The following is a 20012-nucleotide window of genomic DNA, read 5'->3' as shown; positions in this document are numbered from 1 at the left end:
CATGGTCGACGTGCAAGACGTAGCGCCGGGACGAGCGGCGGACGTTTCCGAATGGAACGCTGAGGCGGACGTCGTCATCGCCGGCTACGGAATCGCCGGGGTGTGTGCGGCGATCGAAGCCGCACGCGCGGGTGCCGACGTGCTCATCCTCGAGCGCACCGGAGGCTGGGGCGGCGCCGCGGCCCTCGCCGGAGGCTTCGTCTACCTCGGCGGCGGCACACCACTGCAGCAGGCGCTCGGTTTCGACGACACCCCCGAGAACATGGAGGCGTTTCTGCTGGCCGCCGTGGGACCGAACGCCGACCACGCCAAGATCGCCGACTATTCCCACGGCAGCGTCGAACACTATCGGTGGCTGGTCGACTGCGGTGTCCAGTTCAAACAGGAGTTCTGGGGCGAGCCCGGCTGGGAGCCTCCCCACGACGAGGGGTTGATGTACTCCGGCGGCGAGAACGCCGCCCCGTTCAACACGATCGCGACTCCCGCGCCACGCGGTCATGTTCCGCAGATGCAGAACAAGCGCACCGGCGAGAAGGGCGGCGGCTACATGCTGATGAAGCCGCTGGTCGAGACCGCCGAGAAGCTCGGTGTCCGAGTCGAATACGACACCCGCATCCAGCGTCTGATCCTCGATGACACCGGCCGGGTGGTCGGGGTGGCGGCCCGGCGCTACGGCGAGGAGATGGCGGTCCGCGCGCGCCGCGGGATCGTGCTGGCCACTGGAAGTTTCGCCTACAACGAGGAGATGGTCGCCGCCCACGCGCCTCGTCTGATCGGGCGCCCGGCGGCGGCGATCGAAGAGCACGACGGCATCGGCATCCGCGTCGCACAGGCGGTCGGCGCGCAGGTGGACGCCATGGACGCCACCGAAGTCGCCTTCTTCGGCGATCCGCAGATGCTGGCTCGGGGCATCGTGGTCAACGGTCGCGGGCAGCGGTACATCACCGAGGACACCTACCCGGGTCGGATCGGGCAGGCGACGTTGATCGAGCAGGACAACCAGGCGTTCCTGATCATCGACGACGACAGCAACGAAGCGGCGCGAAAGACCGTGACGTCGACGCCGTTCTTTCGCGCCCAGCCCACCTGGGTCGCCGAGTCGGTCGCCGAACTCGAAGGCGAGATGGGGCTGCCGGAAAGCTCTCTGCAGCAGACGGTCTCGTATTACAACGAGCATGCCGCCGCCGGAGCGGATCCGCTGCTGGGCAAGAAGCCCGAATTCCTGAAACCGATCGGCTCGCCTGTCGCGGCATTCGACATGCGCGGATTCACGGCCGGATTCCCGTTGGGCGGCTTGCGAACCGACCTCGACGGGCGCGTTCTGGCCTCGACCCGCAAGCCGATTCACGGACTGTACGCGGCGGGTCGTTGTACCGCCGGCATCTGCACCGGCGGCTACGCCAGCGGCGCCTCGCTGGGCGACAGCAGCTTCTACGGCCGTCGAGCGGGCCGGGCCGCGGCGCTGAGCTGAGCCCACAGATATGAAAGAGGTAGCACCCGAATGCGATTCGGAATCGTACTGTTCACCAGCGACCGCGGCATCGCACCGGCGACGGCGGCCAAAGCCACTGAGGATCGCGGCTTCCAGTCGTTCTTCGTGCCGGAGCACACCCACATTCCGGTCAAACGCGAAGCCGCCCATCCGTCGACCGGAGACGCCTCCCTGCCCGACGACCGCTACACCCGCACCCTCGACCCGTGGGTGGCGCTGGCGATGGCCGCCGCGGTAACCGAGCGCATCGAACTGTCCACCGCTGTGGCCCTGCCCGTCGAACACGACCCGATCACGCTGGCCAAGACCATCGCAACGCTCGACCACCTCTCCGGCGGCCGCGTCACTCTGGGTGCGGGATTCGGCTGGAACACCGACGAACTCACCGATCACGGCGTGCCGCCGAACAAGCGCCGCACGGTGTTGCGCGAGTACGTGGAGGCGATGCGGGCGCTGTGGACCGAGGAGGAAGCCGGCTACAGCGGCGACCACGTGAAGTTCGGTCCCAGCTGGGCGTGGCCCAAACCGGCGCAGCCCCACATCCCGGTCCTCATCGGCGCCGCGGGCACCGAGAAGACCTTCCAGTGGATCGCGCGAACCGGCGACGGCTGGATCACTACACCGACCGAAACCGATATCACCGCCAGACTCGCGCTGCTGCACAAGGTCTGGTCCGACGCGGGACGCCCCGGGACCCCACGCGTGGTGGCACTGGATTTCAAACCGGATCCCGAAAAGCTCGTGCGCTGGAAGGCCGCAGGGGTCACCGACGTGCTGTACGGGCTGCCGGATCGATCCACCGACGACGTCCTGCACTATCTCGATCGGTTGCGCCGAAAGCTCTCCGATCTGCAATGGCCGTGACAATCTCACCACCGTGCGGGTAGCGAGCGCCAACGAGGAGCCGGGCATGTCCAACGAACAGATTCTGGCCGGTCGCGGAGCCGTCGTCGTCGGTGGCGGCAGCGGAGTCGGCCTGGCGGTCGCACACCTGCTGTCCGCCAACGGCGCCGGTGTCGTGGTCAACTCGCGCGACGAGGGCTCGGTCGCTCAGGCGACCGAGTCGATCGTGCGCGCCGGCGGAAAGGCTGTCGGCGTACCCGGCACCGCCGCGGACGAGACGATCGCCGATCGCCTGATGGACACGTGCGCGACAACTTTCGGCACTGTCGACATCCTGATCAACTGCGCCGGAATCGCCGAGCCGGTCGGGTCGTCCATCCTCAACGTGAGCACCGCCGACTGGAGACGACAACTCGACTCCCACCTCACCACGGTCTTCAACACCTGCCGCGCCGCCGCGCCCCTGATGGCCGCCCGTGGCACGGGTTCCATCATCAACACCGGTTCCTTCGCCTACCTCGGCGATTACGGCGGCACCGGCTACCCGGCCGGCAAGGGCGCGGTCGCCAGCCTGACCTTGGCCCTGGCCGCCGAACTCCGAGAAACCGGCGTCCGCGTGAATACCGTGTGCCCCGGCGCGAAAACCCGCCTGTCCACCGGCCCGGACTACGAGTCCCACATCCGTGAACTCCACCGCCGCGGCCTGCTCGACACAGCGACCATGCACGGGTCACTCGACGCCCCACCCCCGGAGCACGCCGCCGCGCTCTACCTGTACCTGGCCTCCGACGCCGCCCGCGAGGTCACCGGCGAAATCTTCATCGCCGCGGGCGGATTCATCGGAAAGTTCCTGCGCCCGGCAATGTCGCCGCTGGGCTACCGCGATCACGCCAAGGAAGAACCCTGGTCGGTCGAGGAGCTGGCCGCCATGATCGGCCGCCGAGACACCGCCAACCCCTGACGGTCACCGCACACGATCCCCATCCACCAGCTTCCGCCAGGCTTGCCACGCCGGCTGCGAGAGTAGGTCTTTCGCGCGATCCAACAGCTGCTAGAGCGCCATCGAGTGCTGCGCGGCGAGTTCGGCGTTGTGGATCATGACGTCGAGTTCGTTCGCGGCGGTGATCTCCACGAACGCCCGCAGCATGCTCTCGGCCGGTCGAAGAGCTCGACCGGTGGCTGTTTGAACCCGTCGGTCCCGTACAGGGCATGACACAGTCCGCGGCGTACTGCACGTCGGTGTCGGCTCCCCACGCTGCCAGCAGGTCCGCCACCCGGTGGAGGTGCTGGCAGCGTGCCACCGGGATGCACGATGTGACCGGCATGGCAGTCCTGATCCTTCCACCGGTGTCGACAGCTGTGCGAGCTATGTGCCGCGGGCAACCGTGACCATCTGGTCCGTGCGGGTGAATTTCTGCCGGGGACGCTGCGACTTCGCTCCGTTGGCTCGTTCGGCGGTGTCGATCATCGACCAACCGGTGCGATCGACCAGGTTCGGGCAGCGATGTCGCAGGAGGGCCGCCAAGGCTTCCCGGTCGTGGTTCGGGTGGTCGAGGTGTCCGGCGGTGAAGTCCTCGACGAGCGCGGTGACGGTGTCTTCGGCGTCGCGCCGGTTGGTGCCGATCACGCCTCGGGGGCCGCGTTTGATCCAGCCGGTGGCGTAGACGCCCGGCAGCGTGCGACCGGCAGCGTCGGTCACGCGGCCGCGATCGTTCGGGATGACTGCGGCGGCGGGGTCGAAGGGGATGTCGGGGACGGGGGCGCCGCGATAGCCGACGGCGCGCAGAACGAGTGTGGCGTCGATCGTTTCGCTGTCGGTGGTCGCTGCGGCGATGACGCCATCCGCGGTGTCGCGGAGCTCGTTGCGGACCACGCGCACGGTCTCCACCTGTGTGTGGCCGTCGAGCGCCGTGGGTGAGGCGAGGAACCGGAAGACTATGCGCTTGGCGGCGCCGGTCTGTGCGCGTGCGGCGTATTCCTCGGCGACGGTCAGCTTCAATCGGGTCGACGGGTCGGTGCTCGGAGCCGACAGCGCCTCACGCACGGCCGCATCCAGGTCTGCGGGGTCGAGGACGATATCGGTGTCGAGTAGCCGGCCGAGCGCGAGGAATTCGGGCCCGGTGTAGGCAGCCTGTGCCAGGCCGCGGCGGCCGAGGATCACGACCTCTCGGATACCGCTGTGGCGCAGCGCCTCCAACGCGTGGTCGGCTATGTCGGTGCGGGCCAACATGTCCGGGTCGGCGGTCAAGATGCGGGCCACGTCCAGCGCCACATTGCCGTTGCCGACGATGACCGCGCGTTCTCCGGACAGGTCCGGCCGCAGGTCCGCGTAGTCGGGGTGCCCGTTGTACCACGCGACGAACTCGGTAGCGGACAGACTTCCGGCGAGGTCCTCACCGGGGATGTTCAATCGGCGGTCACCGGAGGCGCCAACGGCGTAGATGACCGCGTGGCAGTAGTCGAGCAGCTCGCGATGCGAAATATCGCGTCCGACATCGACGTTCAGGTGGAAGCGCACGGCATCGCGTTTGAACGCAGCCCCGAACATCTCGGTGACTCCGCGCGTTTCGGGATGATCGGGGGCGACGCCGTACCGGGCCAGTCCCCACGGGGTGGGCAACCGATCGAACATCTCGACCTCGACATCACCACGGGCGATCAGCTGTTCGGCCGCGTAGCACGCGGAGGGGCCCGCACCGACGATGGCCACGCGCAGCGGGCCGCGGTCGCGGGGCAGGCGCTGGATGGCCGGGGCGGGGGTTATCCCGATATCGAGCGGATGGTGCTGGAACCAGGCCGCGTTGATGTCGGCGTAACGGGCCAGCTGTGGCGGGAGTTCGTCGTCGGCGTAGATCGCGTCCACCGGGCAGGCTTCGACGCACGCTCCGCAGTCGATGCAGGTGGCGGGGTCGATGTGCAGCATTTCGGCGGTGGCGAAGCCGGGATCGTCGGGGCGGGGCCGGATGCAGTCGACCGGGCATTCGGTGACGCAGCTGGCGTCATTGCAGCATCGCTGGGTGATGACATAGGCCATGACACGTCCTCTCGGGATGGCAAGCAGGGGGTGCGGTTTCGGCGACGATCTCAGAAGAGCCATCCGCTAGACACGTGTCCGGATAGTATTCCAGGTATGCGATCGAATCAATACCGACCCAATCTGGACTAGTGTCTGGAATGGATTCCATCTCTGTGATACGTTCGCCTCGACTCCGGAAGGGGTGTGATGAACGTCAGTGGCGACATGATCGACAGTCAGCTGCGGCGTCCCGGCCTGTGGATCCGACGCCTGCTCTCGGGGCATTCGGAGAAGCGACTGCGCGCCGGTAGCCGGATCCTGGACCTCGCGATGCGAGTGCCTGCCAGAAGGCGGCCGAAGAGCCTGCGCATCAACGAGTTTCGTGTTCATCGAGGCGACGGCACCAGCCTGCGGCTGATGACCTACAGTCCGGTCGAACCGACCGCCGCCGCCCCCGGCCTGCTCTGGCTGCACGGGGGCGGATACGCGATCGGACGCCCGGAGCAGGACGTCGCCGTGTATCGGCGACTGGTCGCGCGAACCGGATGCGTCATCGTCGCACCCGACTACCGGCTCAGTACGGACCGGCCGTATCCCGCGGCACTCGATGACGGCTATCTCGCGCTGCTCTGGTTGCGCGACAATGCGATTCGACTGGGCATCCGTGATGACCAGCTCGCGGTCGCCGGCGAGAGCGCGGGCGGCGGACTCACCGCCGCGCTGACTCTCGTGGCGCGCGACCGGGGACAGGTGAATATCGCGTTCCAGATGCCGATCTATCCGATGATCGACGACCGGATCGCGACCGACTCGGCCCGCGACAACGACGCGCCCCTGCTGGACACCACATCACTCATCTCGGCGTGGAAGCTCTACCTCGGCGATCGGTACGGCACCGACCGCGTGCCCGCGTACGCCGCACCCGCGCGGGCCAGCGACCTGCGTGGATTGCCACCGGCATTCACCTATGTCGGCGATCTCGAACCATTCCGCGACGAGACGATCCAGTACGTCGAGCGGCTCCGATCCTCTGGTGTGCCGGTCGAGTTCGAGATCTACCCCGGCTGCTGGCACGGCTTCGACCGCATCGTCCCCACCGCCGAGGTGAGCCGCCGCGCCGCCCGCTCGCGGGAACGCTGGCTGCAGCACGCCATTCGCACGTACTACGCTCCGCAGCCCGGGGCGGGCACCGAGCGAGCTTGAAGGCGGCGGCCGGCAATGCCGCCGGCGCCGAATCGCGATGTAGGAGATAGACATGGCCATCGTTCGCGCACTCCCGGACACCAAGGCCGGACGACGTCGGCTGGCACTCGAAAGTCCGGAGAACCGCAACCCGATCGGCGAGTTCGAGGTCGATGGAGCGGCGCAGGTGGAGATAGCCGTGGCCCGTGCTCGGGCCGCCCAGTCCGGGTGGGCCGCTCGTGATGTCGGTGAGCGCGCTGCGATCCTGCGCGCCGCGATCGAAGTGATCGTCGCCCGTCGTTCGGAGATCGCCGAAACCGTGCGCGCCGAGACCGGCAAGCCACTGGTCGAGGCGCTCGGTGTGGAAATCGTTCCCGCCTGCGACTTTCTCAACTACTGGACGACGCGGGCCCGCCGCTCCCTGCGCCCGCATCGGCAACGGCTGCATGGCTACCTGCGTCCGACGAAGAAGCTCTATATCCACTACCAGCCCCTGGGCGTGGTCGGCGTCATCACGCCGTGGAACGCCCCGTTCGTCCTCACGCTCAATCCGGTGGTGCAGGCACTGCTCGCGGGAAACAGCGTCGTGTTCAAGCCCTCCGAGGTGACTCCCGAATCCGGCGCGTGGGTCGCTCGCGTCTTGCACGAAGCGGGAGTGCCCGAGGATGTGGTGCAGGCGCTGCGGGGTGATGGGGAAACCGGTGCCGCCCTGGTGAATTCCCGGATCGACAAGGTGTGCTTCACCGGCAGCGTCGGTACCGGCCGCAAGATCGCCACTGCCTGCGCGGAGCGGTTGCTGCCGTGCACGCTGGAACTCGGCGGCAAGGACGCCATGATCGTCTGCGCGGACGCCGATCTCGAACGGGCCGCCGCCGGTGCGGTGTACCTGTCGATGTTCAACACCGGTCAGGTGTGCATGAGCGTCGAACGGATCTACGTGGTCGACGCGGTCGCCGACGAGTTCATCGCGCTGGTCACCCGCAAGGCCGCCGAGGTCCGCTACGGTCCCGGCGATACCGATCTGGGCCCGCTGTTCTGGGATCGCCAACTCGACATCGTCGCCCGGCACGTCGACGACGCGAAGTCGAAAGGCGCCGAGATTCCCGTGGGTGGCGCCGCCGGCACCGGGGAGGGGTTGTTCTTCCAGCCGACCGTGGTCGTCAACGCCGACCACGGCATGGACCTGATGACCGAGGAGACCTTCGGCCCGGTCGCGGCCATCATGCGTGTTCGCGACGAGGAGGAGGCCATCCGCCTGGCCAACGACTCCCGTTACGGCCTCAGCGGATCGGTCTTCACCAAGGATGCTGCCAAGGCGCGACGCATCGCCGCCCGGCTCACCACGGGCTCGGTCGTCCACAACGACGCCGCGGTGATCTACGGCGTCCCCGAGGCCCCGTTCGGCGGCCGGAAGGAAAGCGGGGTGGGTCACGTCAACGGGACCGATGCCCTGCGGGGGTTCGCGCACGCGCAGCCGATCCTGCTGGACCGCTGGCAGCCCACACGCGAAAGCATCTGGTACCCATACTCGGAGAAGACGATTCGAGACCTCGACGGGCTGCTGCGCTACGGGTTCGGCAACCGGCTGCTGCGTCGCTTGCTCTCCTGAGCTCGCCCCTGGGGGAGATGGAGGATCGAGATGGCGAAACCACCCCTGTCGATGGAGCCGACCGGCTGGTTCCAGGTGGCCTGGTGTACCGAGATCCCGGTCGGGGCGGTGCACACGATGAAGTACTTCGGACGCGAGATGGTGGCGTGGCGTTCGGCGTCGGGGCGAATCTCGGTATTCGACGCCTACTGTGAGCATCTGGGCGCGCATCTCGGCTTCGGCGGCCACGTCGAGGGCGAGAACCTGGTGTGCCCGTTCCACGGCTGGGAGTGGAACCGCGAGGGCCGAAATGTGTGCATTCCCTACGAGAGTCACCCGAACAAGGGCCGCCGCATCCGCAGCTACCCGGTGGTGGAACGCAACGAGGCGGTGTGGATCTGGTTCGACGTCGAGGGCCGGGGGCCGCACTTCGAGGTCCCGGATCTGTTCGCCGCGTTCGGCGACGGCAAGACCGCCGCCGACTACTACCCGCCGGTCCCGGTGGCGACCCTCTACCGCCCGAACCTGGAACTGCATCCGCAGTATGTCCTGGAGAACGGTGTCGACTTCGCCCACTTCAAGTTCGTGCACAAGACGCCGTTCGTGCCGGAGTTCACCCGCATGTAGTGAGCATGACGGATGAAAACACCGTGTCTGCCAGTACGAAAATTGTTGTGCTCTGCCATAAACCATTAGGTACGGTCGATCGTGTGCAGCTGCGGTACAACTTCCGCGTCTATCCGACGCCCGGCCAGCAGATCGCGCTGGCGAAGGCGTTCGGTTGTGCTCGGGTGGTGTACAACGACGGGCTCGCGGCGCGAGAAGCTGCGCGTGCGACCGGATTGCCCTACGTGAGCGACAGCCAGCTGTCGAAGGCGTTGACGGCAGCGAAGAAGAACCCCGGCCGGGAGTGGCTCGGTGAGGTGTCCTCGGTGGTGCTGCAACAGGCTCTGGCTGACTTGAGCACCGCTTACCGCAACTTCTTCGCCTCGATCACCAGCAAACGCAAGGGTGCCCGAGTCGGTCGGCCGCGTTTCCGGTCACGCAAGGACCCTCGGCAAACGATCCGGTTCACGAAGAACGCACGTTTCGCCGTGACGGCGGGTGGGAAGCTGCGTTTGCCGAAGATCGGTGACATGAAGGTCGTGTGGTCGCGGGAGCTGCCCTCGCAGCCGTCGTCGGTGACGATCGTCAAGGACGCGTCGGGCCGGTACTTCGCGTCGTTCGTCGTGGCGGTCGACGACCGGCCGTTGCCGCAGACCGACACCGAGGTCGGTATCGACCTTGGGTTGGCGACCTTCGCCGTCCTGTCCGATGGCACAACGATCGCCTCCCCGAAGTTCCTGCGGCAGGCCGAACGCCGCTTGCGCAAGGCGCAGCAAGCGTTGTCCCGCAAGGAGAAAGGTTCCGCCAACCGGGCCAAGGCCCGGATCAAGGTAGCCAAGGCACACGCCGAAGTGACCGATAAGCGCCGGGACTGGGCGCACAAGCATTCGACACGGATCATCCGCGACAACCAAGCGGTGTATGTGGAGGACTTGTGCGTGAAAGGTCTCGCGCGTACCCGGTTGGCCAAATCCGCGCATGACGCCGGGTGGAGCATGTTCACTCGCATGCTCGAAGAGAAGGCTGCCCGATACAGGCGCACGTTCGTGAAAGTGGACCGGTTCTTCCCGTCCACCCGCATGTGCTCGGTGTGCGGGGCTGTGAGCGAGAAGAAACCCTTGCACGTTCGGGAATGGACGTGCGCTTGTGGAACCATCCACGACCGCGATCTGAACGCGGCACACAATATCCTCGCCGCCGGACGGGCGGAGAGGATAAACGCCTGCGGAGGGACGGTAAGTCCAGCCGCTTAGCGGAAGGCACGTCCCTGTGAAACAGGAACCCACCGCAGAACCGCGAGGTTCAGGAGGAATCCCGGCCGTCCGCGACCGAGAGGACGTCAAATCACCCAGATCACCGGCGACGCGACGACCGGCGACCAGATCACCGGCGACCCGAGCGTCTACAGCAAACACATGATCTTTCCCCCGAAGGGGTTCGACATGTCCCGGCCGGAGAACTTCGCGTCGATCGGCATGACCGTCACCGGGCTGCCGGTCCTCAACGCACTCCGCTCGGTCGTCGCGGCACGTCCGGGCATCATCACCAGCGCCGACCTACCTCTGCGCAGTTTCGCGGGACGATTCAAACTCTGACCACCATGAGTTTCTGAATTGCACTGCTACAGAGGGTAATCCGAGCCTTGTCAGCGCACCGCCGAGTCGCGACGGTGCACCATTTCAGCGTGTCCCGCAGAACTGAGCAACTTTCTGGAATGGTGTCTGGAATGTGGTCCATGTCATATGGTAGCGTCCCCCGCGGGGCACGGCCGGAAGGCGACCGTGCGGAGCGGAGGGAGCGCCTGTGACGGCGACCCAGCACACCCCCGAACGCGATGACATGGACGACGAACAACGCGATTCGATGGCGATTGACGACAATTCGACCCGGCCGGGGGATGGCGAGGCAGGCGCGGGAGAGATTCTGCGCAGGAACTTCGCCGATACCGTCCTGTCGAGTCTGGCGACTTTCGGGCGAGCCCTGCGCATGGGCGCCGACGCGGCCTACACGGGCATCGACGATGCGCTTCGGCTGCGCTTCCAGATCCACGAAACCCTCAGCCAGGCTTGGTTTTTGATCAGAGTCACCGCGGTACCGAGTGTGCTGATGGCGATTCCGTTCGGTGTGATCGTGTCAGCGCAGGTCGGCAATATCGTGTCGCAGTTGGGTGCGGATTCGATGATCGGCGCCGCCGGCGGCCTGGGCGTCATCAAACAGGGTGCACCGTTGGCGACGGCGATGCTGCTCGGCGGCGCCGGTGCCGCCGCGATCGCCGCCGACCTCGGGGCACGCACGATCCGTGAAGAAGTCGACGCGATGCGGGTCATGGGCGTCGATCCGATCCAGCGGCTGGTCGTGCCGCGCATCGCGGCGATGATGCTGGTCGCGCCCTTGCTCAACGTTCTGATCATCTTCATCGGTATCGCATCGGGTTTCGCTGTCGCGGTGTCCGCCCTGGATGTCACGCCGGGGAGCTACTGGCAGTCGTTCGGTTCCTTCACGACCCCGATCGACATCTGGGTGTCGTTGGTGAAATCGATCATCTTCGGTTTCCTCGTCGTCGTGATCGCCTGTCAGCGCGGTCTGGAAGCCAAAGGCGGTCCGCGCGGAGTCGCGGACGGCGTGAACGCCGCGGTCGTGATGTCGGTCGCGGCCGTCACCGTGCTGAACACGGTCATCACCCAGGTGGTCGCCATGTTCCTCCCGGTACGGATCGCATGATGGCGGCCGCCCCCTACATCCCGGCCGGATTGCGCTGGGCACGCCGGATGCGCCACCACGCGGATCCACTGCGCCCGATCGAGTCGATCGGATTCGTGATCGGATTCGTCTGGCAGGTGCTGGCGTCGGTGCCGTACACGCTGGTGCACTATCGCCGACAGACGATTTCGGTGATCACGGACATGACCTGGGGTCGCGGGTCGGTGATCATCGGTGGTGGCGTGGTGCCGCTGATGCTGTTGATGGGCGCGGCCATGGGCGCGTCGATCGGCATCGAGGCGTTCAGCGCGCTGAATCTGCTGTCGCTCGGGCAGCTCACCGGACTCATCTCGGCATTCGGCGTCACCCGCGAACTCGCACCCATCGCCGCGGGCGTCGGATTCGCCGCCCAGGCCGGTTGCCGCATGACCGCGGAGATCGGATCGATGCGGATCTCCGAGGAGATCGACGCGCTCGAGTCGCTGGGCATCCGGTCGGTGCCGTTCGTCGTGACCACCCGGGTCATCGCCGGAATCGTCGCGGTGGGGCCGGCATTCGTCGTCGCGCTGGTACTGAGCTACTTCTCCTGCGCGCTGATCGTCACGACCGTCCACGGGACACCTTCGGGAACCTACAACCACTATTTCGATCAGTTCGTCGTCGGCTGGGACGTGATCGCGGCGACCGTCAAAGTGATCGTGTTCGCCATCGCTGTCGTCCTGATCCATTGCTACCAAGGGTATTTCGCCACCGGCGGCCCGGAAGGGGTCGGAGTCGGGTCCGGGCGCGCGATACGCGCGAGCTTGGTGTCGATCATCGCCCTCGACATGCTCGCCACCATCGTGCTGTGGGGATTTCAGTCCCCCATTTCCTTCACCGGGTGAAACCATGCCTCCTTACGCTTTGCCGGGAACCGAAGTCGGACCCCGGCGCGCACGAATCCTCGGCGCCGCCGCCGTTCTACTCGCGGTGGCCGGCCTCATCGGCTGGCGCGTCATGCCGGAGAACCGACCGGCCGACGAGATGCGCGTCGCATTGCTCGTCGACCGGATCGGCGAAGGAATCGCACCGGGAACCGATGTCCGCCTCGATGGTGTCCGCGTCGGTTCGGTCGGCGCGATCGATGTGATCGGGTCCGGTCGGGAGCGAATTCGGTTGGTACTGCGTGGATCTCAGCTGTTCGGATTGACATCCGCGCTGAGCGTCGACTACGCGCCGGGCAATCTTTTCGGAATCAGTGCGCTGGATCTGCGGTCCGGCGCCGGCGGTCCGGCGCTCGCCGACGGATCGATCGTCGATCTGACCGACCGCGATTCCGGCCGCGTCCAGGACGCGACGCTGGCGGCTCTGCTGAAATCGACGGGTCAGCTCACCGACAGGGTGCTCACACCGAAACTCGTCGAGTTGCTGAGCAAGGCCTCGCGCGACCTGAGCGCCTTCACGCCGCTGCTGCAGGCGCTGGGAGCGACGGCGCGCGCATTCGCCGAAACGCAGCAGCTGCCGCCGTCGGTACTGCTGGACCAGTTCGGTTCGACCCTGACCGGGCTGCCGCCGATGCTGACCGGCGGACTGGCCGTGCTGCAGGCGGATTACACGAACCAGTATCTGAAGTCGCCGGAACATCTTCAGCGATTCGGTCGGCTGTGGACCGACGTGCAGAACCAATTGCTGCCGGTGGCCACGCAGACTCTCAGCACCGCGCAGCAGTACTTCGCCGGAACACTGCCCGTGCTCAGCGCCATTCTCGACCAGGTGTCGGCGTCGATCGGCACGCCGGAGCGTTCGGCGGAGCAGCTGAGCGAACTCCTGACCCGGCTCGGCGCCGCGTTTCACGACACACCTGCCGGGCCCGTGCTCGATGCTCGCGTCGATCTCGAGGTGGTGCCGGGGCTCGCCGCGCCGCTCGCGGCACTGCTGGGGCAGCGCCCGGTGACGGGAGGGCGTTGATGGCGATCCGTGCACTTCTCCTGCGTGTAGGCATCGCGGTCGTACTGATGAGCTTCGTACTCGTCGGCGTCTTCCGGTTGGTCGAGCGACCCGTCCGCGGCGACACCACCACGTACACCGCGATGTTCACCGACGCCAATGGGCTCCGACTCGGCGACGACGTGCGCATGTACGGGGTCGGCGTCGGCAAGGTCCGCGACGTCGAATTGGTCGGCACGCTCGCGCGTGTCCGCTTCACCGTGACCCGGACCCGGCCGGTGTTCGTCAACTCCACGATCGCCATCCGATATCAGAACCTCACCGGCTTCCGGTATCTCGATATCGGGCAGGCGGAGCAGCCGGGTGAGCGCCGCGATCCGAAGTCCGTCTTCGGCGTGACCGAGACAGTGCCGGCATTCGACATCACGACCCTGTTCAAAGGCCTGCAACCGGTGCTCGCACAGCTCTCGCCCGATGATCTGAATCAGTTCGCGAGCAGCATGCTCGCGGTGATCCAGGGCGACGGAACAGGTCTGGGCCCGGCGCTGGACGCCATCGACAAGCTGAGCCGCTACGCGTCCGACCAGCAAGCCGTGCTGTCGATGCTGGTCGGCAATCTCGCCCAGATCTCCGATCACCTCGGCGGCAAGTCCGGCAACGCGATGAAGCTGCTGACGAACCTGACGAATCTGTTCACCACCATCACCGAGAAGCTGCCCGGGCTGGTCGACTTCGCCAATCGGATTCCCCCGGTGCTGCAGCCTCTTCGGAGCATGCTGGCCGTCATCGGCGTGACCGGCGACCGGGATCACGACCTGGACGCCATACTGCGCCAGGCCTTCCCGGACCCGCACGCGGCCGTGGCGGTATTCGACCGACTGCCGGGCCTGATCCAGGCGATGACGGCCGCGGTCCCGCAGACCGGTCCCGGCGCAAAACTGACCTGCTCGCACGGCGCCGCACCGGCGCCGGAGCCGCTCCGACTGCTGATCGGCGGACAGGGGATCGTCTTATGTCACTCGTAGGACTCCGGCGCCCCCGGGGCGGGAGCAGAGGCGCGCGAGTCTTCCCGAACCCCTCGGTGAACGACATGCGCTGGGGGATCGCGGGGATACTCGCCGCGGTGGTCATCACGATCGCCATCGGTGTGGTCTACGTTTCCGGAACATCCTCCGAGAGCACGTATTTCGCGGACTTGGCGCAGGCCGGAGCTGTTCGGACCGGCGACGACGTCCGCATCGCGGGAATACCGGTCGGGCAGGTGAAGTCACTGACCTTGCTTCCCGACCGGGTCCGAATGACCTTCACCGTCGCCGGGAACACGTTCGTCGGCGACCAGACCACGCTCGACGTCCGCATGCTTACCGTTGTCGGCGGCTACTACGTCGCCGTCGAGCCGGCCGGAACGAAGCCACTCGGTGCGACGGTGATCCCGCAAGAGCGAGTCGTCCTGCCCTACAACCTGACTCAGGCATTCCAGGATGCCGTCCAACCGGTTCGCCGGATCAGCGGCGACACCCTGCGCCAGGATCTCGCGGCGCTGTCCACCTCGATCGACAAGAGTCCCGACGCTGTCCGCACCGCGGTGAAGGCGGCCGGTGACCTCGTCGGAATCCTCGACAAGCAGAACAGCGACGTGTCGCGGACCCTGTCGATCGCCGACGAGTATCTGACGGCGCTGCAGGCGAACTCCGATGTACTGGCGAAGTTGCTGACCAATCTCGGAACACTCGAGACGATCGTGCAGAACAACAAGACGCAGGTCGCGCAGTCCCTCAACGATCTGGCGGCCGTGCTGCACGATCTCTCGCCACTGGGGCGCGCCTGGGACGCATCGCTGAAGGACCGCGCACAGCCGCTGGCAGACGCGATACCGCGGCTGCAGGAGCTCGGCGGACGCCTGGGCACACTGCTCGATGCATTGCGCGGTTTCGAGCAGAGACTGCTTCCGCTGCTGCCGACCGGCGGCGGGGTGAGCGTCGATCACTCCGCCGCGACGATCCCGCTTCCCGCGGTGTGCGTTCCGGTTCCGGGAGGAGGATGTTGATGCTGAAATCGATTCTGGGATCGCGCGGAGCGATGTCGGCGGCGGTGGTCGTGACGCTCGTTCTCGGGGCGGCCATCGGACTGAAATTGAGCAAGCCCAGCCCGCAACTGCGCGGATACTGCGCCGAAATGCCCGACAGTATCGGCCTGTACGCAGGCAGCGCGGTCACCATCATGGGTGTGGAGGTCGGGCGGGTCACCGATATCCAGCCCGAGGGCACGTCGGCGCGGGTCCGATTCACCGTGCGGGCGGACCGTAAGCTCCCCCCGGACGTCGGCGCGGTGACAGTCAGCGACACGCTGGTCGCCGATCGGAAGCTGGCCCTCATCGGTGCTGAACCGACCGGCCCCGGATGGGAAGCGGGCCAGTGCATCAGCAAGACCCTGACACCCAAGAGCCTGACGCAGACCTTCGACGCTCTCTCCACCCTGGCCGACCGGCTCAACGGTGCGGGGGAGCCGGGGCAGCACAGCGCGCTCGGCGACGGGCTCGATGCGCTCGACCGCGCCACCTCCGGATCCGGTGGCCAGATCAACGCTCTCATCACGCAACTCGGCAAGGCCCTCACCGCGCCCGACGCGGCGATCGGTCATCTCGGGCAGCTTCTCGACGCGCTGGCGGCGCTCGCCCACCGGGCCCGCGACGGATGGCCGCAGGTGCAGGAATCCGTCACCGGGCTGCCGCAGACCTTCGGCGACATCGATACGATCGCGTTTCCGCCGATCGTCCAGCTCGTCGGAGCCCTCGCCGAAGTGCTGCCGCAGCTCAACGACGTCATCATGATGTTCGGTTCGCCCGCGCTGCGAGCGCTGGATTCGACGGCCGACCTGTCGCATCTGATCGCCGCCGGCGTCGGATCGCTCTCGGATGTCATCCGCATGGCGCCGGCCGTCGCGACCGGATTCGCCGGTGCGATCGACCCGGTGTCCAAGCAGCTGACCATCGGCTACGCACCGCCGAAACTCGCTCTCGCCGAGCAGGATACGACCCAGATCTGCGCGGCATTGCAGAGTCTGGCCGGGAGCTCATGCCAGAAGTCCGACGGCGGGGCCGTGGCAGTGCCGGCGCTACCGATGCTGCTGGCGGCGGTGAGCGCACGATGACACGACGTTCCCGGCCGGCCGGCCGAATCGGCCTGCGCGCTCTGCTGATCTCCGCCGTGGTTCTGGCTGTCGGCGGGTGCGATCTCCAACCCGCCGATCTGCCGGTGCCCGGCTCCGGTGTCGGCGGTCCGACCTATCACCTGCGGATCGAGTTCACCAATGTCCTCAACCTCCCGCAGGGCGCCAAGGTGATAGCCGATGGGGTCCGGGTGGGGCAGCTGACCGGAGTCACCGTCGTCGACCCCGGAATCGGCACTTCGAATCAGTTGGTGCACAGAGGATTTGTGATCGCCGACGTCGCTATCCGAGATTCCGTTCGATTGCCGGTGGGCACGACCGCGGAGCTGCGTCAGGAGACTCCGCTGGGCGATGTCCATATCGCGCTCACCGAACCCGCGAAGGCTGCCGCCGCCGAACTGGCGCCGGGCGGGACCATCCCCCTCGCGGACACCACCCAATCGCCGCCGATCGAGGACATCCTGGCCGGGCTGGCCACGTTCGTCGGCGGCGGCGCGATATCCGATATGCAGAGCATCGTCCGCAAGATGAATGCTGTTCTGCCCCAGGACCCACGGGACACGGCCCGCATCGCCGGCGTCCTCGGTGCGGATCTGTCCGATCTGGGCGATCATCTGAACTCCGTCGACTCCCTGCTCGACGGTCTGCAGGCCACCGTGGACGACGGTCTGAAGAAGAATGTGCCGATCCTCGACGATCTGCTGACCGACGAGGGCGTGCAACACACGACCGACTCGGTCAATGCTCAGATCGGCGTCATCTTCGTACTGACCGCGCTGGGCCCGGTCGCGCCCGCCGCCGAATGGCTGGGGCCGCTGCTGAAATCGCTCGACGGCGCGACCCGGTCGCTGGTGCCGGTGCTGTTCGGCGCTCACCCCCTCGACACCGATTCCCCGTCGAACCTGAAGAAGCTGGTCGATCTGATTCAGAACAAGATCATTCCGTTCGTCGATCGAGGTCCCAAGGTCAACGTGGTGGATGTCGGCGTGACCTCCCCCGGCGCGGCCCCGGCGATGTCAGCAGAGGAGCAGACCGGCCGCGTCATCGACACGCTCCGGATGATCGGGGTGGTGCGGTGAACATCCGTGCGGCCGTGTCACTGTCGGCCATCGTGACGGTATTGGTGCTCGGCGTCGTCTACATGACCGTCGGCGTGCTGCACCTGGATCCGCGGCGCACTTACATCACCGCCGACATGCACCTCGACAACTCGGGCGGACTGGCCCCGAACTCTCCCGTACTGCTGGCGGGCGTGCAGGTCGGCCGCACCCAGTCGGTGAGCAAAGAGGCTACCGGCGTCCTCGTCCGGCTCAGAATCGACAACCGGTATCGCATTCCCGTGGCCAGCGACGTGCGCATCGAGCAGCTGTCGGCGCTCGGCGAGCCCTACATCGAATTCGCCCCCAAGGCGGGCGGTGGACCTTACATCGCGAACGGACAGACGGTTCCGACGAGCCGGATTCAGATGCCGATGACCATTTCGACGCTGGCGGCGAAGCTGGTCGAGCTGCTGAATCAGGTTCATCCAGAGGCGATCTCACGTCTGGTCGAAACCTTCGACCATGCGCTGAGCGGCACCGACGCCACCATGCAGACATTGCAGCGGTCGACGACGCTGCTCGCGGCCGCCCTCCTCAGCCGCACCGCCTCGATCCGCCAGCTGTTCAGCGACATCCAGGCGCTGGGCGGCAACATGGACTGGCTGGGACCTTCACTCGACGCCGCCGGGCCACGGTTCGGCGACTTCGGTGTCACGCTCAGCGCGATCGTCGAACAAGGGTCCACCCTGGCCGAGAGTCGCCCGGTGACAACCTATTTCACCGGCGACGGCCTGGTCCCGTTCCTTGGCAACCTGACCGCCTTGCTGAACCGGATCGGCCCCGATCTCGCTCCGCTCGGACCGGCACTGGCGCCGCTGACCGCCGGTATCGACCAGCGAGCACCTGTTCTCGACATCAGCGCTCTCATCGATCAAGCACTCCAAGGCGCCGGAACCGACGGCGCACTGCATTTCCGAATCGGCATGAAGTAGTAGCCGCGCAGCGGACCCGGAAGGCAGATCCGGCGAAAGGACAGGAAATGACCACCGCTACAGACGAGAACACGACACAAACGGACACCGGCACCGAAGAAGCCGGGTCGCGCGGCATCGTGCGGGAGCGCCGCGGCGAGGACCCGCGCACGTTGTCGATCAGGCTGTCGACCGTGCTCACCGCTGCCGCCGCGATCGCCCTGGTCGCATCGACGGTGACCTTCGCGAGCCTGTACTCCTCGGCCAGATCCACGATCGCCGACCGGGACGCCAAGGCCACCGACAACCGCCACGCGGAGCAGATCGCGTCGGACTACGCACTCGGCGCATCGACGATCGACTACCGTGACGTCAAAGCCTGGCTCGGCCGCCTCAAAACCTCCACCTCACCACAACTTTCGGCGAAGTTCGACGCCACCGGCCCGCAACTGGAGCAGATCCTGCTACCACTGCAATGGACATCGAAGGCAACCCCGCTGTCCTCGGCGGTGGTGTCCGAATCCGGCGGAATCTACAAGGTCAACGCCTACGTCACAGTGGCATCGACCAGCGCTCAGACCCCCGACGGCGCCCAGACCACCGTCACCTATTCCCTTGCCATCGACAGCAATTCGGACTGGAAGATCACCGAGGTGGGCGGCTTGCAGAACGCGCTGCCCACGAAGTAGCCGCTGCACCCCGCACGCCGGGATGCCCCGCCATGTCGGCGGGGCGGAAGCTGTGGAGGCGCCCTTGGTGAATCAGTATGCGATGAAGAGGATCTCGTCGCGGGTGTAGTCGTGATCGGGGTGGTTCGCGGCCAGGTGGGCTTGGGTCTTCCCCACCAGGTCGTCTTCGTCGGTTCCACGGATGTACTCGCCGCAGGGGCAGTTGAGGCGGGTCTTCATGGGGGTCTCCTTCATGACGGTCTCTGGTCGGTTCGGTCAATGCTGCCGAGTATCCGGAGCACTACCTGTTCGGGGGAACGTGCGCCGAATGAGTCTGCGGCATAACCGGCTCCGGCGTCGAACAGGGCGGCTGTGTAGAGCGCCTCGAGGTGTTGGACGACGGCGCTGTCGGCGTCGGGGCCGAGGGCGGCGTGGATTCGGTGACGGACGGCGCGGGCGGTTCGCGACCGCAGGCCGAGGACTTCGAAGGTCTCGGTGCGCAGGTCGGCTTTGGACTTCGACCTGCGCCGGCGGGCCGCCGAACGCGTGGTCGGCAACGTGATCAGCCCGCGCCACAACAACTCCGAGAGGAGTTGGGCGGTGGATCCGAAGTAGACGTAGGCGGACGACGCGGTCACCCCTGCCGCTGCGGCGGCGTCGCGCACGCTGAGGCGTTCGAAGCCGCGGGCGGCGACAAGGGCGCGGGCGGAGTCGAGAATCAGGTCGAGTCTGCCGGTCTCGCGTGGGCGATGATCCGGCGAGAGCCCTTCGCTAGACAAGAGATCGGACATGTGTCCGAATGCTATTCCAGT

The 20012-nt window shown here is 66.7% G+C and carries 18 protein-coding genes and 2 pseudogenes; 17 read left to right on the top strand and 3 right to left on the bottom strand.

Annotation, left to right across the window (positions count from 1 at the left end; translation table 11 throughout):
• Position 1: 1 nt before the first annotated feature.
• Genes ACYVKL_RS30160 through ACYVKL_RS30150 form a run of 3 tightly spaced genes read left to right on the top strand, consistent with a single transcriptional unit; the run spans position 2 to position 3296 of the window.
• Positions 2-1471: an FAD-dependent oxidoreductase gene (locus tag ACYVKL_RS30160; protein ID WP_379166531.1), complete on the top strand. Its 1470-nt coding sequence runs from the start codon at positions 2-4 to the stop codon at positions 1469-1471.
• Between the two features lie 30 nt (positions 1472-1501).
• Entirely contained in the window at positions 1502-2356 is an 855-nt protein-coding gene (locus ACYVKL_RS30155) for an LLM class F420-dependent oxidoreductase (protein ID WP_379166530.1), read from the top strand.
• A 46-nt stretch (positions 2357-2402) separates the two neighbouring features.
• A complete protein-coding gene (locus tag ACYVKL_RS30150) occupies positions 2403-3296 on the top strand; it encodes an SDR family NAD(P)-dependent oxidoreductase (RefSeq protein ID WP_379166529.1) in 894 nt (297 codons plus the stop codon).
• A 405-nt stretch (positions 3297-3701) separates the two neighbouring features.
• On the opposite strand, the gene ACYVKL_RS30145 is transcribed toward ACYVKL_RS30150, so the two are convergent.
• A complete protein-coding gene (locus ACYVKL_RS30145; protein ID WP_379166528.1) occupies positions 3702-5369 on the bottom strand; it encodes an FAD-dependent oxidoreductase in 1668 nt (555 codons plus the stop codon).
• 189 nt (positions 5370-5558) lie between these two features.
• Between ACYVKL_RS30145 and ACYVKL_RS30140 the strand changes: the two genes are divergently transcribed.
• From ACYVKL_RS30140 to ACYVKL_RS30075, 14 genes and pseudogenes are all read left to right on the top strand, one after another.
• Positions 5559-6554 carry an alpha/beta hydrolase gene (locus tag ACYVKL_RS30140; protein WP_379166527.1) on the top strand — a complete coding sequence of 332 codons (996 nt, stop codon included), beginning with the start codon at positions 5559-5561 and terminating at the stop codon, positions 6552-6554.
• Positions 6555-6606: 52 nt separating this feature from the next.
• On the top strand, positions 6607-8142 hold the full coding sequence (locus ACYVKL_RS30135; protein ID WP_379166526.1) for an aldehyde dehydrogenase family protein: 1536 nt from the start codon (positions 6607-6609) through the stop codon (positions 8140-8142).
• Positions 8143-8172: 30 nt separating this feature from the next.
• A pseudogene (locus ACYVKL_RS30130) lies at positions 8173-8742 on the top strand (Rieske 2Fe-2S domain-containing protein); the annotation flags it as partial.
• Between the two features lie 11 nt (positions 8743-8753).
• On the top strand, positions 8754-9980 hold the full coding sequence (locus tag ACYVKL_RS30125; RefSeq protein WP_379166525.1) for an RNA-guided endonuclease InsQ/TnpB family protein: 1227 nt from the start codon (positions 8754-8756) through the stop codon (positions 9978-9980).
• Between the two features lie 126 nt (positions 9981-10106).
• Positions 10107-10322, top strand: a pseudogene (locus ACYVKL_RS30120) (dihydrodipicolinate reductase); the annotation flags it as partial.
• A 268-nt stretch (positions 10323-10590) separates the two neighbouring features.
• Entirely contained in the window at positions 10591-11448 is an 858-nt protein-coding gene (locus ACYVKL_RS30115; RefSeq protein WP_379166725.1) for an MlaE family ABC transporter permease, read from the top strand.
• A complete protein-coding gene (locus ACYVKL_RS30110; protein WP_379166524.1) occupies positions 11448-12311 on the top strand; it encodes an ABC transporter permease in 864 nt (287 codons plus the stop codon). Before ACYVKL_RS30115 ends, ACYVKL_RS30110 begins: the two co-directional genes overlap by 1 nt.
• Before the next feature lie 4 nt (positions 12312-12315).
• The gene (locus ACYVKL_RS30105) at positions 12316-13374 is read left to right on the top strand and encodes an MlaD family protein (RefSeq protein WP_379166522.1); all 1059 of its coding nucleotides are present in this window, start codon (positions 12316-12318) and stop codon (positions 13372-13374) included.
• 47 nt (positions 13375-13421) lie between these two features.
• Complete coding sequence (locus ACYVKL_RS30100) at positions 13422-14378, top strand: MlaD family protein (protein WP_379166521.1); 957 nt, start codon at positions 13422-13424, stop codon at positions 14376-14378.
• Positions 14379-14443: 65 nt separating this feature from the next.
• Complete coding sequence (locus ACYVKL_RS30095; RefSeq protein WP_379166520.1) at positions 14444-15400, top strand: MlaD family protein; 957 nt, start codon at positions 14444-14446, stop codon at positions 15398-15400.
• Positions 15400-16503, top strand: coding sequence for an MlaD family protein (locus ACYVKL_RS30090; protein ID WP_379166519.1), 1104 nt, complete (start codon positions 15400-15402; stop codon positions 16501-16503). The genes ACYVKL_RS30095 and ACYVKL_RS30090 overlap by 1 nt, the downstream gene beginning before the upstream one ends.
• Entirely contained in the window at positions 16500-17600 is a 1101-nt protein-coding gene (locus ACYVKL_RS30085) for an MlaD family protein (protein ID WP_379166518.1), read from the top strand. The genes ACYVKL_RS30090 and ACYVKL_RS30085 overlap by 4 nt, the downstream gene beginning before the upstream one ends.
• The gene (locus tag ACYVKL_RS30080; protein ID WP_379166516.1) at positions 17597-18553 is read left to right on the top strand and encodes an MlaD family protein; all 957 of its coding nucleotides are present in this window, start codon (positions 17597-17599) and stop codon (positions 18551-18553) included. Before ACYVKL_RS30085 ends, ACYVKL_RS30080 begins: the two co-directional genes overlap by 4 nt.
• A 47-nt stretch (positions 18554-18600) precedes the next feature.
• A complete protein-coding gene (locus tag ACYVKL_RS30075) occupies positions 18601-19221 on the top strand; it encodes a hypothetical protein (RefSeq protein ID WP_379166514.1) in 621 nt (206 codons plus the stop codon).
• A 72-nt stretch (positions 19222-19293) separates the two neighbouring features.
• On the opposite strand, the gene ACYVKL_RS30070 is transcribed toward ACYVKL_RS30075, so the two are convergent.
• The gene (locus ACYVKL_RS30070) at positions 19294-19440 is read right to left on the bottom strand and encodes a DUF1059 domain-containing protein (protein WP_379166513.1); all 147 of its coding nucleotides are present in this window, start codon (positions 19438-19440) and stop codon (positions 19294-19296) included.
• An 11-nt stretch (positions 19441-19451) separates the two neighbouring features.
• Complete coding sequence (locus ACYVKL_RS30065) at positions 19452-19991, bottom strand: TetR family transcriptional regulator (RefSeq protein WP_379166512.1); 540 nt, start codon at positions 19989-19991, stop codon at positions 19452-19454.
• Positions 19992-20012 lie beyond the last annotated feature (21 nt).

It is taken from the genome of Nocardia tengchongensis, from assembly GCF_054781395.1.
The sequence above is the reverse complement of the archived record's forward strand: the minus strand, read 5'-3'. Positions and strand labels throughout refer to the sequence as shown.

Bases quoted from the DNA above. Each gene is read 5' to 3' on its own strand.
- ACYVKL_RS30160 (WP_379166531.1), top strand. From the start codon at position 2: ATGGTCGACGTGCAAGACGTAGCGCCGGGACGAGCGGCGGACGTTTCC.
- ACYVKL_RS30155 (WP_379166530.1), top strand. From the start codon at position 1,502: ATGCGATTCGGAATCGTACTGTTCACCAGCGACCGCGGCATCGCACCG.
- ACYVKL_RS30150 (WP_379166529.1), top strand. From the start codon at position 2,403: ATGTCCAACGAACAGATTCTGGCCGGTCGCGGAGCCGTCGTCGTCGGT.
- ACYVKL_RS30145 (WP_379166528.1), bottom strand. From the start codon at position 5,369: ATGGCCTATGTCATCACCCAGCGATGCTGCAATGACGCCAGCTGCGTC.
- ACYVKL_RS30140 (WP_379166527.1), top strand. From the start codon at position 5,559: ATGAACGTCAGTGGCGACATGATCGACAGTCAGCTGCGGCGTCCCGGC.
- ACYVKL_RS30135 (WP_379166526.1), top strand. From the start codon at position 6,607: ATGGCCATCGTTCGCGCACTCCCGGACACCAAGGCCGGACGACGTCGG.
- ACYVKL_RS30125 (WP_379166525.1), top strand. From the start codon at position 8,754: ATGACGGATGAAAACACCGTGTCTGCCAGTACGAAAATTGTTGTGCTC.
- ACYVKL_RS30115 (WP_379166725.1), top strand. From the start codon at position 10,591: ATGGCGATTGACGACAATTCGACCCGGCCGGGGGATGGCGAGGCAGGC.
- ACYVKL_RS30110 (WP_379166524.1), top strand. From the start codon at position 11,448: ATGGCGGCCGCCCCCTACATCCCGGCCGGATTGCGCTGGGCACGCCGG.
- ACYVKL_RS30105 (WP_379166522.1), top strand. From the start codon at position 12,316: ATGCCTCCTTACGCTTTGCCGGGAACCGAAGTCGGACCCCGGCGCGCA.
- ACYVKL_RS30100 (WP_379166521.1), top strand. From the start codon at position 13,422: ATGAGCTTCGTACTCGTCGGCGTCTTCCGGTTGGTCGAGCGACCCGTC.
- ACYVKL_RS30095 (WP_379166520.1), top strand. From the start codon at position 14,444: ATGCGCTGGGGGATCGCGGGGATACTCGCCGCGGTGGTCATCACGATC.
- ACYVKL_RS30090 (WP_379166519.1), top strand. From the start codon at position 15,400: ATGCTGAAATCGATTCTGGGATCGCGCGGAGCGATGTCGGCGGCGGTG.
- ACYVKL_RS30085 (WP_379166518.1), top strand. From the start codon at position 16,500: ATGACACGACGTTCCCGGCCGGCCGGCCGAATCGGCCTGCGCGCTCTG.
- ACYVKL_RS30075 (WP_379166514.1), top strand. From the start codon at position 18,601: ATGACCACCGCTACAGACGAGAACACGACACAAACGGACACCGGCACC.
- ACYVKL_RS30070 (WP_379166513.1), bottom strand. From the start codon at position 19,440: ATGAAGACCCGCCTCAACTGCCCCTGCGGCGAGTACATCCGTGGAACC.
- ACYVKL_RS30065 (WP_379166512.1), bottom strand. From the start codon at position 19,991: ATGTCCGATCTCTTGTCTAGCGAAGGGCTCTCGCCGGATCATCGCCCA.